We start from the raw sequence: 16,351 nt of genomic DNA, 5'->3' as shown, positions 1-16,351 counted from the left end.
ATGCCCGGCCTTTGTGTTAAACCTCGTAGTCCTCCGCTGGGAGAGGCGGGGTGATCTTCACTTTAAGGATGCGGTGGCTGTTGACCTCCAACGGCTCGAACAGGTAGTCACCGATCCTGATTTGTTCGCCTTCTTGCGGCACGCGCTGGCTGTGTTCCATCAATAGCCCCGCCAGCGTGTGGTATTCGCGCTTTTCTTCCAGCGGCATCGGCAAGTACAACACCAGATCTTCCAGCGGCATATAGCCGTTGGCGATCCAGCTGCCGTCCTCGTTTTGCTGAATGTCGTGGCGTGCGTCCACCTCTTCGCCGGCCTCCGGCAGGTTGCCGGCGATGGTTTCCATCACGTCCGTCAGGGTGACGACGCCTTCGACGGAGCCGAACTCATCGACCACAAAGGCAAAGTGCGTCTGCGCCTGGCGGAATTGTTCCAGGGCGCTTAACAGCGTGAGCTGTTCCGGGAAGATCAACGGTTGGCGTATCAGCGCACGCAGATCCAGCGGCGCTTGCGCCAGCTGCTGTTTGAGGACGTCGATGGTGTGGATCACGCCCAGCGGCTCATCGCTGGCGCTGCTTTCCACCACCACGATGCGCGTGTGCTGATTACGCTCCAGCAACTGCGTCAGCTTTTCCTGCGGATCGTTCAGCTCAAGGTATTCGACGTCGTGACGCGAGGTCATGATGCTGCTGACGGTGCGCTGCGCCATGCCCAGCACGCGTTCGATCATGCGCCGCTCTTGCTGGTTGAAGATCTCGCCGTTTTCGCTGTCGCTGTCCGCCAGCAGGTTGGCGGAATGGCTGTCGACCTCCGCTTCTTCATGTTTGCCGCTCAGCATGCGCAGCACAGCCTCGGCGGTGCGCTCGCGCAGTGGCCGCACCTTTGACAGGAAACGACGGCGGTTGAACTGCGCCAGTTGGTTCAATGCCTCGATCATTACCGAGAAGCCGATCGCCGCGTAGAGATAGCCTTTCGGAATGTGGTAGCCGAAGCCCTCCGCCACCAGGCTGAAACCGATCATCAGCAGGAAGCTCAGGCATAGAATAACGATAGTCGGGTGAGCGTTGACGAAACGCGTCAGCGGTTTGCTGGCCAGCAGCATCAGGCCGATGGCGATACAGACCGCGATCATCATCACCGCCAGGTGATCGACCATCCCAACGGCGGTGATCACCGAGTCGAGCGAGAAAACGGCGTCCAGCACCACGATTTGCGCCACCACCAGCCAGAAACGTGCGCCTTTGCGCGCGCCGTGCTGCTCTTCATCCTTGCCTTCCAGCCGCTCATTAAGCTCCATGGTGGCTTTGAACAGCAGGAATATCCCGCCGACCAGCATGATCAGATCGCGGCCGCTGAAGGGGTGCTCCGCGACGATGAACATCGGTTTGGTCAGCGTCGCCAGCCACGAGATGGAGGCGAGCAGCGCCAGACGCATGACCAGCGCCAGCAACAGACCGACGACACGGGCCTTATCTCTTTGTTGTTTTGGTAGTTTGTCCGCCAGAATGGCGATGAAGACAAGGTTGTCTATACCCAGCACGATTTCCAGCACGACCAACGTGGCCAGGCCGGCCCAAATTGTTGGATCAGCGATCCATTCCATACGCCCAATTTCACCTGTAAGTTCTACGGCTTATGCCGCTCGGGAATGATGGGCGTTGAGGCGGCAAAATTCAACTTTAATCGGGAGGACGTGGATCAGAACAGGAGGATTGCCGCAAACATCGATCGGCGCCGAGTGGCCAACGGAGCCAGGGGCCGGAGGGCGCAAATATCTACCGGGATGTATGCGCTCAGAAAAGAAACGCCTTATTAAATTTATTTAAATCAAAACATTAAAACAATTTTCCTTGACTATGATTCTTATCGGTATCAGGCATGAGTAGTCTTATTCTGAAAACGGCTGGCTGGGGGGATCTAAGGCTTGTATCACTTAGACATTAGTATAAGAATCTTAGTCATATAACGGCAGTAACTAGCATTGTTTGGTTATAAAGGCACCGGTTTTTTTACTTTTTTGTGAACGGCATGGCAGTTCAAACGAAGAATGAGAGCCGTTTTGCATAAAAATTGTTTGGCTCATGCAATGACGTGGTGGATACGTCATAACAGTACTTTGGTAGCTGCAAGCCAAGGGCGGTAGCGTGCCCGATTGAATCCCTTTGTTCACGCTGCGCAGGTGAATGCAGCGCTACGATGAATTGGAATGAAAATGCAAACAAGACTCAAGGCAGTGATCCCCGTTGCGGGGTTGGGAACCCGTATGTTGCCGGCGACCAAGGCGATTCCTAAAGAAATGTTGCCCGTGGTCGATAAGCCCTTAATCCAGTACATTGTTGCTGAATGCGTGGCGGCGGGGATTAAAGATATCGTATTGGTTACGCACTCATCGAAAAACGCGATTGAAAACCATTTTGACACTTCGTTTGAGCTGGAGGCCATGCTCGAAGCGCGTGTGAAACGCCAGCTCCTGAGTGAAGTGCAAAGTATTTGCCCGCCGGACGTTACCGTGATGCAGGTGCGTCAGGGACAGGCGAAAGGGTTGGGGCATGCGGTGCTGTGCGCCAAGCCAATGGTGGGTGATTCTCCTTTCGTTGTGCTGTTGCCCGATGTTTTATTGGATGATTCTACGGCGGATTTGCGTAAGGAAAATCTGGCTAAAATGATCCAGCGTTTTGGTGATACGGGTTACAGCCAAATCATGGTTGAACCGGTGCCGGAACAAGATGTGTCCAAATACGGTGTGGTAGATTGCGCTGGCGCGACGATCGCGGCAGGAGAAAGCGCGCCGATGACGGCGGTGGTTGAGAAGCCGGCCCGCGAGGATGCGCCTTCCAATCTGGCCGTCGTCGGCCGATATGTGCTTGCCGCCGATATTTGGCCGTTACTTGAGAAAACCCCTCCCGGCGCGGGCGATGAGATTCAACTGACCGATGCGATTGCGATGTTGATGGATGAGCAAACGGTGGAAGCATTCCATATGAGCGGCAAGTCCCACGATTGCGGCGACAAGTTTGGCTATATGAAGGCGTTTGTGCAGTATGGTCTGCGTCACGGTACGGAAGGTGAGAATTTCAGCCGCTGGTTGAAGCAGACGTTAGGAAAGTAACAGGTTGTCGCCACCGCGGCTGAAAGCGATCACGAGATTGAATGAGGTCTACCATGACGAAGTTGAAAGCGGTTATTCCCGTTGCCGGATTGGGCATGCGTATGCTGCCGGCGACCAAAGCGATTCCGAAAGAGATGTTGCCAATCGTTGATAAGCCGTTGATTCAATACATTGTCAACGAATGCGTCGCGGCGGGGATTAAAGAGATCATCCTGGTGACGCATTCTTCCAAGAACGCCATTGAAAACCATTTCGATACCTCATTCGAGCTGGAGGCGATGTTGGAGGCGCGCGTGAAACGGCAATTGCTGGATGAGGTGCAGTCGATAACGCCAAAAGGCGTGACGCTGATGCACATTCGCCAAGGGCAGCCTAAAGGACTGGGACATGCCGTTCTCTGCGCTAAGCCGTTGGTCGGTGATTCGCCGTTTGTTGTTCTGTTACCGGATGTATTGCTTGATGATGCTAAGGCTGATCTGAGAAAAGATAATTTGTCGCATCTTATTTCTCGTTTCGAAGAAACGGGCCATAGCCAGATACTGGTTCAAACTGTCGACGAGTATACTCTGCGTGAATATTCTGTTGTCGAGTGTGAGAATAACGCACTGCAACCTGGCGATTCTTCGCGTATCAGTTCAATAATCGAGAAGCCGGGACGCGATGTTCCGCTAAAATCAAACTACTCAGCCGTTGGGCGATATGCGCTATCTGCGGATATTTGGCCTATTCTCGAGAAAATTGAGCCGGGCGCTTGGGGACGCATTCAGCTGACAGATGCTATTGCTGAGCTGACTCAGCAGCAAATAGTAGAGGCCACTGAATTGGTTGGTGAGTCGTTCAATTGCGGTGAGAAAATGGGCTATCTGCGGGCGTTCGTGACTTACGGGTTGCGCCATCCTACGCAGGGAAAAGCCTTCCGTGAGTGGGCAGAAAAGTTGGCATTTTAAGAGGTTATAAATCATGATACTGAGGGTTGAGTCTTAAACGCCAGCATTTCGCATGATTGATTTTTATATTAAAATCTTCCAATGGTCGGTATTGTTTAGATTCTTTCCACCCTGAGTTTGTAGCAGATTGAAAGAGATATCGACCAAACGGCAGTTCGTAGACTTCAGATGCGAATGCCAGTGTTAGACGTAGTACTTGATTTGCCAGGATGGCCACCTGTCTTCCCATACCATCCTAATACTACCTTCTGACACTTCAACGATAGCTCAATGACGAGAGAGTGCACGTCTTGATGAATGTTACAGAGCAAGAGCAGAATTCACATGACTTTGTGCTTGGAATTTTCGTTAGATTGCAAATCAGCTGCCAAGGTTAGATAGGATTATCTTGTCAGCTTTGCTGAAACACATACTTGAAAGTGATGATAACTCGATGGCAAAAAGAAAATTGAAAATTATATCGATACTTGTATCCGTCGGTATCCTCAGTGGCTGTACTATCCTTCCCGGACAGCATTTACACACCTCAGGAAAAGAAACGGTAAAACAAGAGGATAGTGATTTTAATATCGATGAACTGGTGAATGTGTATCCGGTTACGCCAAAGTTGATTGACAAGCTTCGTGCCCCACGAGTAGTCGCTCAGCCGAACGCGTTGCTTGAACAAGCACTTCGTAGTTACGAATATCATATCGGTATTGGTGATGTCCTTAATGTAACCGTGTGGGATCACCCGGAGTTGACTACACCAGCAGGCCAATACCGAAGCGCAAGCGATACGGGGAACTGGGTCCAATCGGATGGTACAATTTTTTATCCTTATATTGGTAAAGTTCGTGTAGCGGGAAAAACTGCGACCCAGGTTCGTTCAGAAATAGCAAGTCGGCTTTCTCAATATATTGAAAGCCCTCAGGTCGATGTCAATATAGCTGCGTTTCGTTCGCAGAAAGCATACATTACTGGTGAGGTATCGAAGTCAGGGCAACAAGCTATCACTAATGTTCCCTTGACGGTACTTGATGCAATTAACGTCGCGGGCGGCCTGACGGAAAATGCCGATTGGCGCAATATCGTGCTCACCCACAATGGTAAAGAAGAGCGCCTATCGTTGCAGAAAATGATGCAAAACGGCGATCTTACACAGAACAGATTATTGTACCCGGGTGATATTCTTTATATTCCTCGAAATGACGATCTTAAGATATTTGTTATGGGTGAGGTTAAAACACCAGCGACACTGAAAATGGATCGGAGTGGTATGACACTCACGGAAGCCTTAGGCAATACCAATGGGATAAGCCAAACGACCGCAGATGCAACCGGTGTGTTTGTCATCCGACCTCTCCATGGTAGACAGGGTAGCAAATTAGCTGATATCTATCAGTTGAACATGGCTGATGCGACAGCCATGGTTATGGGGGCAGAATTCCAACTTCAGCCTTATGATATCGTCTATGTCACTGCTGCACCAATTGTCCGTTGGAATCGTGTTATCAGTCAGCTGGCACCTACAATATCGAGCTTCAATGACCTGACTGAAGGTACATTGCGCATTCGTAATTGGCCATAGGGCATAGAGTATGTTTGATTCCATTTTGGTAGTTTGTGTAGGCAACATCTGCCGTTCACCGACGGCCGAGGCTTTGCTTAAAAAACTGTGTCCGGCTAAAAATATTGCCTCCGCAGGTATACATGCTTTAGCTGGGCACAGTGCTGATAATCAAGCGGCACTGATAGCCAGTAAGAACGGTATTTCTCTTGAGGGTCATGTGGCACGGCAGCTTACAAAGAGTATGTGTCAAGAATATTCTCTCATTCTTGTAATGGAAAGGGGACATGTAGATGCTGTATGTAGGCTCATTCCTGAAGTAAGAGGGAAGACAATGCTTTTTGCACACTGGCAAGGGCAAAAAGATATTCCTGATCCTTACAGGAAAAGTCCTGAGGCATTTGAATATGCCTACAATTTGCTTGCAGAATCAGCTCAGAAATGGGCTGATGCTTTAAACCGTTGAATAGAGAACAACATGACTAACAACAGTAAAGCTGGCCAGCTTCCAGCTAGCCAAAGCAATGATGAGATAGATTTAGCCAGATTGATTAGCATCCTTTTTGATCATCGCTGGTTGATTTTAGGGTTCACAACGTTGTTTTGTGTGTTGGGGCTCCTATATAGTCTTTTTGCCACTCCAATATATAGAGCCGACGCATTAATTCAGGTGGAAAGGAGCGATGGTAATTCGCTTGTTAATGACCTGACTCAAATGCTTCCTGATGCACAGCCTGCGTCGTCAACCGAAATCGAGCTGATAACTTCACGGATGATTTTGGGTAAAACGGTAAGTGATCTGCATCTAGATACGATCGCGAATCAGAAATATTTTCCTATATTCGGACGCGGTTGGGCTAGACTGATGGGAGAAGAACCTGGGCAGATCGCATTATCGCGGTTAAATGTACCACCTGAGCTATCTGATGCTAATCTCGAATTGACAGTAGTCGATAAAGAAAACTATACCATTTCAAAGAATGGTGATTTTTTATTTAAAGGACAAGTGGGACAGTTGGCGTCAGGTGATAATATATCTCTACTTGTCAGTGGAATAGAGTCCGCTCCAGGAGTTGTTTTTGAAATTGAAAAATTGTCAAAACTGTCCGCAACATTAAACCTTTTAGATAATCTGACAGTTGAGGATAAAGGAAAAGACACAGGTGTTTTATCTATAAGTTATAATGGTGATGATCCTGTTCAAATTAAAAAAATTGTAGATAGCATAAGCCGTAATTATCTTGAGCAAAACGTAGAAAGAAAATCAGAAGAAGCCGCTCGTAGTTTGGCATTTCTGAAAGATCAATTGCCATTAGTCAGAGAGTCTTTAAATTCTGCGGAGGATAAGCTTAATAGTTTTCGCCAAAAGAATGATTCTGTCGATTTATCTTTAGAGGCAAAATCTGTTCTTGATACAATTGTTGGTGTGGAAGCTCAATTAAATGAGCTTACTTTCAAAGAGGCTGAAATATCCAAGCTTTATACGAAAGAGCACCCAGCATATCGAGCATTAATGGAGAAACGCTCGACATTGCAGCAAGAAAAAGATAAGTTGAATAAACGTGTTAGCAAGATGCCTCAAACCCAGCAGGAAATACTTCGTTTAACACGAGATGTTGATGCTGGGAAAGAAATCTATATGCAATTGTTGAATAAACAGCAAGAGCTCTCGATCACTAAAGCCAGTACCGTTGGTAACGTCCGCATTATTGACTCTGCTGAGGCTGCCCCTAAACCGGTAAAACCGAGAAAAGTGCTAATCATAATTATTGCTACTTTATTTGGCGGTGTGCTTTCAGTTGTTGTAGTAGTCTTGAAAAATATGCTTCACAGAGGGATAGAAAGTCCTGAGGAACTTGAACAGCAAGGCATTAATGTGTATGCGAGTATTCCTCTCTCTGAATGGCAACAGAAGAAAGATAGCTCTATCCTTAATAAGGGACAAAGAAAGAATCAAGCTAATGTTGACTCGTTGCTTGCTGTAGGCAACCCAGCAGACCTTGCTATTGAGGCTGTACGTAGTCTACGTACCAGCCTGCATTTTGCGATGATTGAAGCTAAAAATAATGTGCTGATGATATGTGGCGCTAGCCCGAATATCGGTAAGACGTTTGTAAGTTTAAACTTAGCCGCTGTTGTTTCACAGGCTGGGCAAAAAGTCCTCCTTATAGATGCTGATATGCGTAAAGGGTATGCGCATAGCCTGTTAGGTTGTGAGTTAGGTATGGGGCTATCAGATTTCTTATCCGGTCAAACGTCTGTCGAGAGCGTAATTAAAAAGACAGAGTTGTCTAGTCTAGACTTTATTTCTCGGGGTAAAGTCCCACCAAACCCATCTGAGCTATTGATGCATAAACGGTTAACCGATCTCTTAACATGGGCAAGCGAACACTATGACATAGTGCTTGTTGATACGCCGCCTATCCTTGCGGTTACGGATGCAGCTATTGTTGGGCGAAACATAGGCACAACATTACTTGTTGCGCGTCATGGTATAAATTCATTGAAAGAAATTGAAGTGAGTATTCGTCGTTTCGAACAGAATGGTACCGAGATTAAAGGTGTTATTCTTAATGCCGTTGAAAATAAATCCGGTGACGCTTACGGCTACTACGCTTACGAGTATAAGTAATTTTTTCCTCTCTTAAAGTAATAAAGCTCCTCGATATCTCGATATAGAGGAGCTTTTAGTTCAATAAAGAATTAATAATACAGGATATTTGGAGAAAAAATGAGTAATCTTGCAATTATTCCGGCAAGGGGTGGGTCGAAAGGTATTCCCAAAAAAAATATTAAAGAAATTGCAGGTAAACCATTAATCGCTTGGAGCATAGAGCAGGCATTAAATTCTTCGAGTATTGATCGTGTTATTGTTTCTACAGATTGTGAAGATATCGCTGCCGTAGCCAGAGAATATGGCGCGGAAGTCCCGTTCATGCGTCCGGCCCATCTGGCGAACGATACCGCTGCGACTGAGCCCGCGCTTTTGCATACGCTGGAGTGGTTGGCTGAACATGAGAGTTACCACCCTGAGTATACCGTCCTGTTGCAGGCTACTTCTCCTGTTCGCAAAGATGATGCGATTGATTCTGCAATCAGAAAGATTATTGAAAAGAAAGCCGATTCACTGCTGAGCGTATGTGAGTTTTGGCATTTCTTGTGGGAAAATGAAGATAATCCGAAAGCCTATTACGACTACTTAAACCGTCCGCGTCGGCAAGATATTAAGCCTGAAAATATCAAACTTAAAGAAAATGGTTCAATTTACGTTACGAAAAGCGAAATTCTCCTCAGTACCGGTAATCGTCTTGGTGGCAAAGTTGTAGCGCATAAGATGTCGGAAGAGGAAAGCTTTGAAATTGACACCATGCTGGACTGGGCGGTTGTTGAAGTAATTTTGAAAAATTGGAGTGGGAGATAATTTATGTTAATTCAGAAAAAAATATCTGACTTTTTAGTGTTTGAAACCGAATCAATCATTAAAGCCTTAGAAAAAATCAACTCGAATAAAAAACGCATTATTTTTGTTGTCACCGAAGACGGCAAGCTGTGCGGTTCTTTCTCAGACGGTGATTTCCGTCGTTGGATCACTAACGGCGACTTCGATCTGAGCCGCGAAATGTCGGAAGTGATGAATCAGAACGTCCGCTATAAAAAAGTGGATGCGCCACGCAATGAGATTGAATCGCTGTTTTCGAATGGCGTTGACGTTCTGCCGCTGGTTGATGATTATCGTCGTTTGGTCGCCGTTGCGCTGCAAAGCGAAAAAGGCCTGACGATTGGCAAACACACTATCACGGAAACCTCGCCGACTTACATTATTGCTGAAATTGGCAACAACCATAATGGCGATATTAAGCTGGCTAAGCATCTGGTTGACCTGGCGGTTGACGCGGGCGCCGATTGCGTCAAGTTCCAAATGCGCGATCTGAGCTCTTTGTATAAGGGCGGCAACGATAAAGACAAATCCGCCGATCTTGGCGCACAGTACACGCTGGATCTGCTGAGAAAATTCCAGCTCAGCAATGAAGAACTGATTGAAGTGTTCGATTATTGCAAGGAGAAGGGGCTGACCCCGCTGTGTACTCCTTGGGATCTGAAGAGCCTGGAAGTGTTGGAAAACTACGGCATGGAAGGTTATAAGGTCGCTTCCGCTGACTTCACTAACCACGAAATGTTGGCCGCGTTGGCCGCTACGGGCAAACCGCTGATTTGTTCTACCGGTATGTGCAGCGAAGCAGAAATCAAAAGCTCGGTAGATTTCTTGAAATCGAAAGGTGCCGAGTTTGTGATCCTGCATTGCAACTCTACGTATCCGACGCCGTTCAAAGACGTCAACCTGGCCTATATCAAACGTCTGCAGCAGGTGACGGGCTGCTTGGTCGGCTATTCTGGCCATGAGCGTGGCATTTCAGTGCCGATCGCCGTGACCGCGCTGGGCGCAAGAGTAATCGAAAAACACTTCACCATCGACAAATCCATGGAAGGCAACGACCACAAGGTGTCGTTGTTACCCCCTGAGTTCAAAGAGATGGTCGTACGTATCCGCGAAGTTGAAGAGTCCATGGGCAACGCCGGCGAACGTACTATCACCCAAGGGGAAATGATCAACCGCGAAACTCTGGCAAAAAGTTTGATTATCAATCGCGATCTGAAAAAAGGTGAAATCATCACTCGCGAGATGGTTGAAGTGAAGAGTCCGGGGCAGGGTCTGCAGCCTCTTTATCTGGAGCAATTGGTCGGTAAGAAAGCCAATCGTGACCACGAAAAAGGCGGGTATTTCTATGAGTCGGATCTAAATGATGTGGCGATAGAAGCCAAGGACTATGATTTCAATCGTCCGTTCGGCATTCCAGTGCGCTACCACGATTACGGCAAGTTGAAGAATAAATCCAATCTGGACTTCGTCGAGTTCCATCTGAGCTATCAGGATATGGAACTCGATTTGACAGAATTCTTCTCCGGCGCTGAAAATATCGGTTTTGCGGTACATAGCCCCGAGCTGTTCGCCAACGATCATATTTTGGATCTGGCGACGGATGATCCCGTTTATCTTGCTCATTCGATCAAACAGCTGCAGCGTGTCTGCGATGTGACTCGCGCGTTGAAGCAATATTTCCCGAAAACTGAGCGTCCGGTCATCGTGGTGAATGCAGGCGGTTTTAATACCACCGGTTTCTTGCCAAAAGAATCACGTCAGGCGATGTACGAACGCATTGGCGCCGCTCTGGGTGAAATCAATCAAGAAGGCGTTGAAATCATCATCCAGACGATGCCTCCGTTCCCATGGCACTTTGGTGGTCAAAGCTACCATAACCTGTTTGTCGATCCGGACGAGATTAAAGCGTTCTGTGAGAAATACGGCTACCGCATCTGCTATGACACGTCGCATTCCATGATGGCTTGTAATTACTACCAATGGGATCTTCATGAGTTTACCCAGAAGGTCGGCCCTTACACCGCACATATGCATATTGTTGATGCTTTGGGAGTGGATGGTGAAGGGGTACAGATCGGTAAAGGCGATGTGAACTTTGACGAGCTGGCTGATGATCTGCGGCGTCATGCGCCGGAAGCGCAGTTTATTCCTGAAGTGTGGCAGGGGCACAAAAACCAAGGGGAAGGGTTCTGGCATGCGCTTAACTTCCTGGAAAAGTATCTGTAAATGAGTAAAGCCATTATGGGGGCTGCGGCCTTGTCGGTAGGGGACATTCTCGGCAAGGTCATCGGCTTCATCATATTGCCTTATTTGACAGCACACCTAGGCGCGTCGGGGTACGGCGCGCTGACTCTTTATTTGTCCGTTATTCAGATCTTGATCATTTTCATTTCGTTCAGTGGTCAAGGTCTGTTGCCGGTCAAATACATGCAGGAGGGGGAAGGGAGCTCCCTGGTGTTCCGCAGAGATAACATCGCCTTGGCTTTCGCGTCGAGCGCGCTACTGGTGGCTATATTCTACATTGTCACACTGGTCACCAAGATCTCTGTTTCTTTCAGCGACGGTTTTCTGGTTGTTTTGGCATCTCTGGCGCAGGCGCTGAACTTTATCAATTTATCGCATTTGCGCATTAGTCAGACCTATAAAGTTGCCGCTATCGGCCAATTTTTGCTTTCCGCATTCAACGTTTTATTCACTATCGCTCTTTTTGAAATGATAGCGTCGACGCCAGGACAACGTTTGATAGCGATCGCGGCATCATTTTTCAGCATTCAGCTGGCCTACGAGTTCTTTGTTTACAGAAAAATAGCGGTTGAACGCAGCGTGCTCCAACAGTTGCGTAAGCGTTATAAGGAAATCATTAGCTACGGGGTATCCCTATTGCCACATCATGGCAGTTATTGGATTAAATCCTCGGTGGATAGATTCTTCATAGCGCATTACATGAGTACGGCGGTAGTCGGGGTTTATGGCTTGGCGTTTCAGCTAACCTCTATCGTTATGCTCTTTTTCGGCGTAATCAACCAGGCGTTCCAACCTTTCATTTATCGCAAGCTTAAAGCGAACGATTTTAGAGGGGTCGAGCTCATTCAATATGGTTACACAGCTCTGGTTATCGTTTCGTGCATTATTTACTTCTTTATTTTGCCATTTGCTTTCCCGTATCTGTTTAATGCTGAGTTCAATCGCGCTATTTATTACTTCAACATTCTTTTGCCTGGAACTGCATTTTTATCGATTTATTATATTTTTACGCACTCACTGTTTTACTATCGTAAAAATAAATTAATCTCAATTATTACCATGGGTTCGATGATAACGCATTTGATTGGTATATTTGTCATCACCATGACAGAAATCAAAGTTGAGTATTTCTGCCTGGTTTATGCAATTTCCAGTTTTTATGCGTGTGCAGTGACTTTTTATTGTGGCAAGCGACAGTTCAGTATTGAGAGGAAAAGATGATAGCAAGTCTTAAACGATGGTTGCGAAACTTACGTAAGCAGCGTTATCGTTCAAAAGTTATCAGAATGGCTGAAAGATGTGGTCAAGATCCGAAAATTAACTTTTTAACTATCGTTAATAATAAAACCCGACTTGGTGATAACTTTAACTCCAATGGTTTGACGGTGGTTGGAAAGGGCGGTGTTACTATCGGCGATAATTTTCACTGTGGTTTTGGTTGTGTATTGATCACAGAAAATCACAATCATCATGGGAATGCGATTCCCTACGATAACACTTATGTGATTAAGGATACGCATATCGGGGATAATGTTTGGCTTGGGATCAATGTGATTGTTCTGCCCGGGGTTACAATTGGTGAGGGTGCAATCATACAGGCAGGTAGCGTCGTAATTAAGCATGTTCCGGCGTTTGCTATTGCTGGAGGACATCCGGCAAAAGTGTTTTCTCAACGAGATGTTGAACATTATATAAAGTTGCGTGATGAGAAAAAATTCCACTGATATATCTGAAGGCTTTAAATAACAATTGAATGAGTGCTATGGTGAAATAATTATGGATACTTATATTGCGTATATCGAATCGCCATTGCAGGCGTTTAATTTAATAGAGTTTTTGGATGTTAAAAACATAAGTCTGGAGATCTTGATCATCAATAAAAAAACAGAAAATTCTGCGCTTAATTATAATCAGATCATGAACATAGTGGATATGATTAAGTACAAGAAATTGGTTGTTATTGATGTCGAAGGAACTCTAAAAAACTCATTAAAGATCAAAAGTGCTCTTAAAGGGATTGGTGGTGGAGGAATAAATAAAAACAGAGTCACTCTTATTGCGGGCGAATATCGTGCGCGCGTTTTCTGGATGCTAGCCGGAAAATTTAAAAAAAGAAGCATTGTTCTTCTTGATGATGGGACGGCGACGCTAAGAATAAATCGAGAGGAGGGAATTAGTCCGCGAAAAATCATTAAGTCTTTATTCTTGAAATCCATTGGCATGGTTAACAATGAGTTCGAAAAAATCACATTTTTTTCCGTATATAACATTGGGGAAAAAGTCAAAAAGAGTGATACTGTCATAAGGCACTGTTACGAAAATTATAAAAAAAAGCTAGCAAGCTTACCCAGTGACAATAATAAAGTGTTCATTATTGGGGCGCCGCTTTTTGAGGCAGGAGTAACATCGGTTGATGATATTCAATTAACATTAAATATGATAAAAGACTTATTAAAATCAAAACCTGAATCTGTTTTTTATTATGTGCCACATCGCAGAGAAAGGACTGAAAAAATAAAAATAATATCAGAGCTTGTTAAAGTTAAAAGATTAGATTTTCCTTTCGAAGTATATCCTTTAATGGAAAAAGAAAACGTGTCTTCCATTGCTGGATTTTACTCTTCTTTATACGACAATTTGATCATGATCTATGGGGATAAGATAAAAATAACGTCTTACGTAATCAATGAGGCTAATTTATCGCCAGAGTGGAAATCTTTTGTCGGCTGTATATACGATAATTATTCGCGATATAATAATGCCAATATTGAACTGATTAACAAGGTGCTTTGATTAAACACTTCCACGCTTAAATAGGTAGGCTATGAAAATTGTCATGATCAATACACTTTATGCTCCTTATAAAGTCGGTGGTGCTGAAGTTTCTGTTCAACTGCTGGCAGAGGAGTTAATCAGTAATGGTCACGATGTGACTGTCTTTTGTTTGCACAATCATAGTGAGATGTTAGAAGAGACACTAAATGGTGTTCGCATTTTTTATTTCCCTCTAAAAAATATTTACTGGCCATTCGCTAATGGTAGGAAAGGGCGATTGAAGAAGCTTGTATGGCATCTCATTGACATGTACAACCCCTGGATGATGTCACTTGTTGGTAAAGAGTTGGCAAGGATAAAACCCGATGTTGTACATACAAATAACTTAAGTGGCTTTTCAGTTTCTGTTTGGAAAGCAGCTAAAAAAGAAAACATAAAAATAGTCCATACAACGCGAGATTACTATCTTTTTCATCCTAATAGTACATTGTTTAAGTCGGGAAATAATATTGATGTTAATAGTATTGGTGTAAAGCTTCTTTCTGCTGTGAAAAAAAATTGCAGCAGAAATGTTGATTGTTTTGTAGGTATCAGTGAATATATCTCTAAACTTCATAAGTCAAATAAATTTGGCATTAGCGCTGCTCATGCATATATCTATAATCCTATTTCACATATTGATTTTAAAAAAGATGATAGTGGTCATGAAAATGTACGAGTGGGCTTCATTGGACGATTGACTAGAGACAAAGGGTTTGATGATTATTGTTTGTTAGCTGAAAAATATAGAAATACAAAAGGTATCGATTTCTATGCTGCAGGGCGCTTCGGTAATGATATGGAAGGTAACGAATTGGAGATGTTAGCATCTGCCAGCAATATAAAGACGATGGGTTTTATTAAGGTAGAAGATTTTATGGCATCGGTCGATGTTGTTGTTCTGCCTAACAAATGGAATGAGCCATTTGGGCGGGCAGTTGCTGAGTCTGCCAATGCAGGGAAAATTGTTTATACTAATTTTACTGCTGGGGTTGCGGAAATAGCTAAATTTTATCATAATATATACCCCATTCAAGACTTTAATATTGACTATCTTATGACGCATCCTACATTTGATATAAATCCGGTGCGGGACTTTGATATAAAACATATTGCAGAAAAATATACCGAGCTATATTGATGTTAGCTTTTATATTAAAATGTCTCCCTATAATGATTAATAATTGGTGCCGTTAATGATTTATATTAATGCAAGATTTCTTACGCAAGATATGACGGGCGTGCAACGTTTTGCAGAACAGATATCTCGAAGTTTGAATGGAATCAGAAACGATATTGTTTTCCTCGTTCCTGACGAGAAATTTAAGATTGAGATTGATCCGTCTTTTGAAATCAAGGTGATTGGAAAAAAACATGGTCATTTGTGGGAACAAATCGATCTCCCTAAATATCTCAAAAGTATTGGCTCTCCGCCGTTACTTAACCTGTGCAGTACTGCTCCCTTATTCTATAGGAATCAAATAGTCACACATCACGATATCACCTACAAAAGATATCCTGAGAGCTTTTCTAGACAGTTCCGTTATATTTACAACTTGATTATTCCAATCATGCTAAAAAATAGCAGAAAAATTATTACGGTCAGTGAGTTTTCTAAAGGTGAGATAGCCAAAGCTTTCAATGTTGAAAAAGAAAAAATATCAGTGGTTTATAATGCGTCATCTGCAAATTTTAAATCGATTGACTCAGGTAAACAAGAAAAATACCTTCTTGCCGTATCCTCCCCTAATTACCATAAAAATTTTCATGGCATGTTAAAAGCCTTTGCCATGTTAGACGATAAAATTGAAATTAAATTAAAGATTATTGGTCGTTCTGCTGATAACTTCAATAAGCAGATGTATGCGAATGCCGAGAATACTAATTCAAATATAGAATTTTTGGGGCGCGTCGATGATCTGGAACTTGTTAAATTATACCAGAATGCAACAGCATTTGTTTTCCCATCTTTCTATGAAGGGTTTGGGATCCCTCCTCTTGAGGCTCAATCTTGCGGGTGTCCAGTTATAGCGTCTTCCTCCGCGTCGATTCCTGAGGTTTTGGGGACGAGTGCTTTGTATTTTGATCCTTACAAAATTGATGAAATCGCTAAAGCAATGGAAACTATCATTGGCAATGATACAGTCCGCGAGGAGCTCATAAGACTGGGTTTTGAAAACACACGTCGCTTCTCATGGGAGAAATCGGCACAAGCAGTTAATAAAATAATATCACAATATTTAGAATAAATA

General features: G+C 44.6%; 13 protein-coding genes. 12 read left to right on the top strand and 1 reads right to left on the bottom strand.

Annotated features, from left to right (window positions below; translation table 11 throughout):
- Positions 1-16: 16 nt before the first annotated feature.
- Positions 17-1,600 carry a TerC family protein gene (locus ACJ8HN_RS10065; protein WP_033654958.1) on the bottom strand — a complete coding sequence of 528 codons (1,584 nt, stop codon included), beginning with the start codon at positions 1,598-1,600 and terminating at the stop codon, positions 17-19.
- 609 nt (positions 1,601-2,209) lie between these two features.
- On the opposite strand from ACJ8HN_RS10065, the gene galU reads away from it, so the two are divergent.
- The 12 genes from galU (at position 2,210) to ACJ8HN_RS10005 (ending at position 16,348) form a co-directional block, all read left to right on the top strand.
- Positions 2,210-3,106 carry a UTP--glucose-1-phosphate uridylyltransferase GalU gene (gene galU, locus ACJ8HN_RS10060; RefSeq protein ID WP_033638708.1) on the top strand — a complete coding sequence of 299 codons (897 nt, stop codon included), beginning with the start codon at positions 2,210-2,212 and terminating at the stop codon, positions 3,104-3,106.
- A 53-nt stretch (positions 3,107-3,159) separates the two neighbouring features.
- Positions 3,160-4,053: a sugar phosphate nucleotidyltransferase gene (locus ACJ8HN_RS10055; protein ID WP_033654957.1), complete on the top strand. Its 894-nt coding sequence runs from the start codon at positions 3,160-3,162 to the stop codon at positions 4,051-4,053.
- A gap of 433 nt (positions 4,054-4,486) precedes the next feature.
- On the top strand, positions 4,487-5,623 hold the full coding sequence (locus tag ACJ8HN_RS10050) for a polysaccharide export protein (RefSeq protein ID WP_442523562.1): 1,137 nt from the start codon (positions 4,487-4,489) through the stop codon (positions 5,621-5,623).
- A gap of 10 nt (positions 5,624-5,633) precedes the next feature.
- Positions 5,634-6,068 (top strand): arsenate reductase/protein-tyrosine-phosphatase family protein, encoded by a 435-nt coding sequence (locus ACJ8HN_RS10045; RefSeq protein WP_072008443.1) that lies wholly within the window; start codon positions 5,634-5,636, stop codon positions 6,066-6,068.
- Positions 6,069-6,080: 12 nt separating this feature from the next.
- On the top strand, positions 6,081-8,234 hold the full coding sequence (gene wzc / locus ACJ8HN_RS10040) for a tyrosine-protein kinase Wzc (RefSeq protein WP_342181062.1): 2,154 nt from the start codon (positions 6,081-6,083) through the stop codon (positions 8,232-8,234).
- Positions 8,235-8,333: 99 nt separating this feature from the next.
- A complete protein-coding gene (locus tag ACJ8HN_RS10035) occupies positions 8,334-9,023 on the top strand; it encodes an acylneuraminate cytidylyltransferase family protein (RefSeq protein WP_033637742.1) in 690 nt (229 codons plus the stop codon).
- Between the two features lie 3 nt (positions 9,024-9,026).
- On the top strand, positions 9,027-11,267 hold the full coding sequence (locus ACJ8HN_RS10030; RefSeq protein ID WP_164025168.1) for an N-acetylneuraminate synthase family protein: 2,241 nt from the start codon (positions 9,027-9,029) through the stop codon (positions 11,265-11,267).
- On the top strand, positions 11,268-12,506 hold the full coding sequence (locus ACJ8HN_RS10025) for an oligosaccharide flippase family protein (RefSeq protein ID WP_442523360.1): 1,239 nt from the start codon (positions 11,268-11,270) through the stop codon (positions 12,504-12,506).
- Positions 12,503-13,009 (top strand): acyltransferase, encoded by a 507-nt coding sequence (locus ACJ8HN_RS10020; RefSeq protein WP_072008442.1) that lies wholly within the window; start codon positions 12,503-12,505, stop codon positions 13,007-13,009. The genes ACJ8HN_RS10025 and ACJ8HN_RS10020 overlap by 4 nt, the downstream gene beginning before the upstream one ends.
- 52 nt (positions 13,010-13,061) lie before the next feature.
- A complete protein-coding gene (locus ACJ8HN_RS10015) occupies positions 13,062-14,078 on the top strand; it encodes a polysialyltransferase family glycosyltransferase (RefSeq protein ID WP_442523359.1) in 1,017 nt (338 codons plus the stop codon).
- 43 nt (positions 14,079-14,121) lie between these two features.
- Positions 14,122-15,240, top strand: a complete 1,119-nt coding sequence (locus ACJ8HN_RS10010; RefSeq protein WP_442523357.1) for a glycosyltransferase — start codon at positions 14,122-14,124, stop codon at positions 15,238-15,240.
- A gap of 55 nt (positions 15,241-15,295) precedes the next feature.
- Complete coding sequence (locus tag ACJ8HN_RS10005; RefSeq protein ID WP_342181056.1) at positions 15,296-16,348, top strand: glycosyltransferase family 4 protein; 1,053 nt, start codon at positions 15,296-15,298, stop codon at positions 16,346-16,348.
- Positions 16,349-16,351 lie beyond the last annotated feature (3 nt).

This window comes from Serratia sp. CY29653 (assembly GCF_052169255.1).
Lineage (GTDB): Bacteria > Pseudomonadota > Gammaproteobacteria > Enterobacterales > Enterobacteriaceae > Serratia > Serratia sarumanii.
The sequence above is the reverse complement of the archived record's forward strand: the minus strand, read 5'-3'. Positions and strand labels throughout refer to the sequence as shown.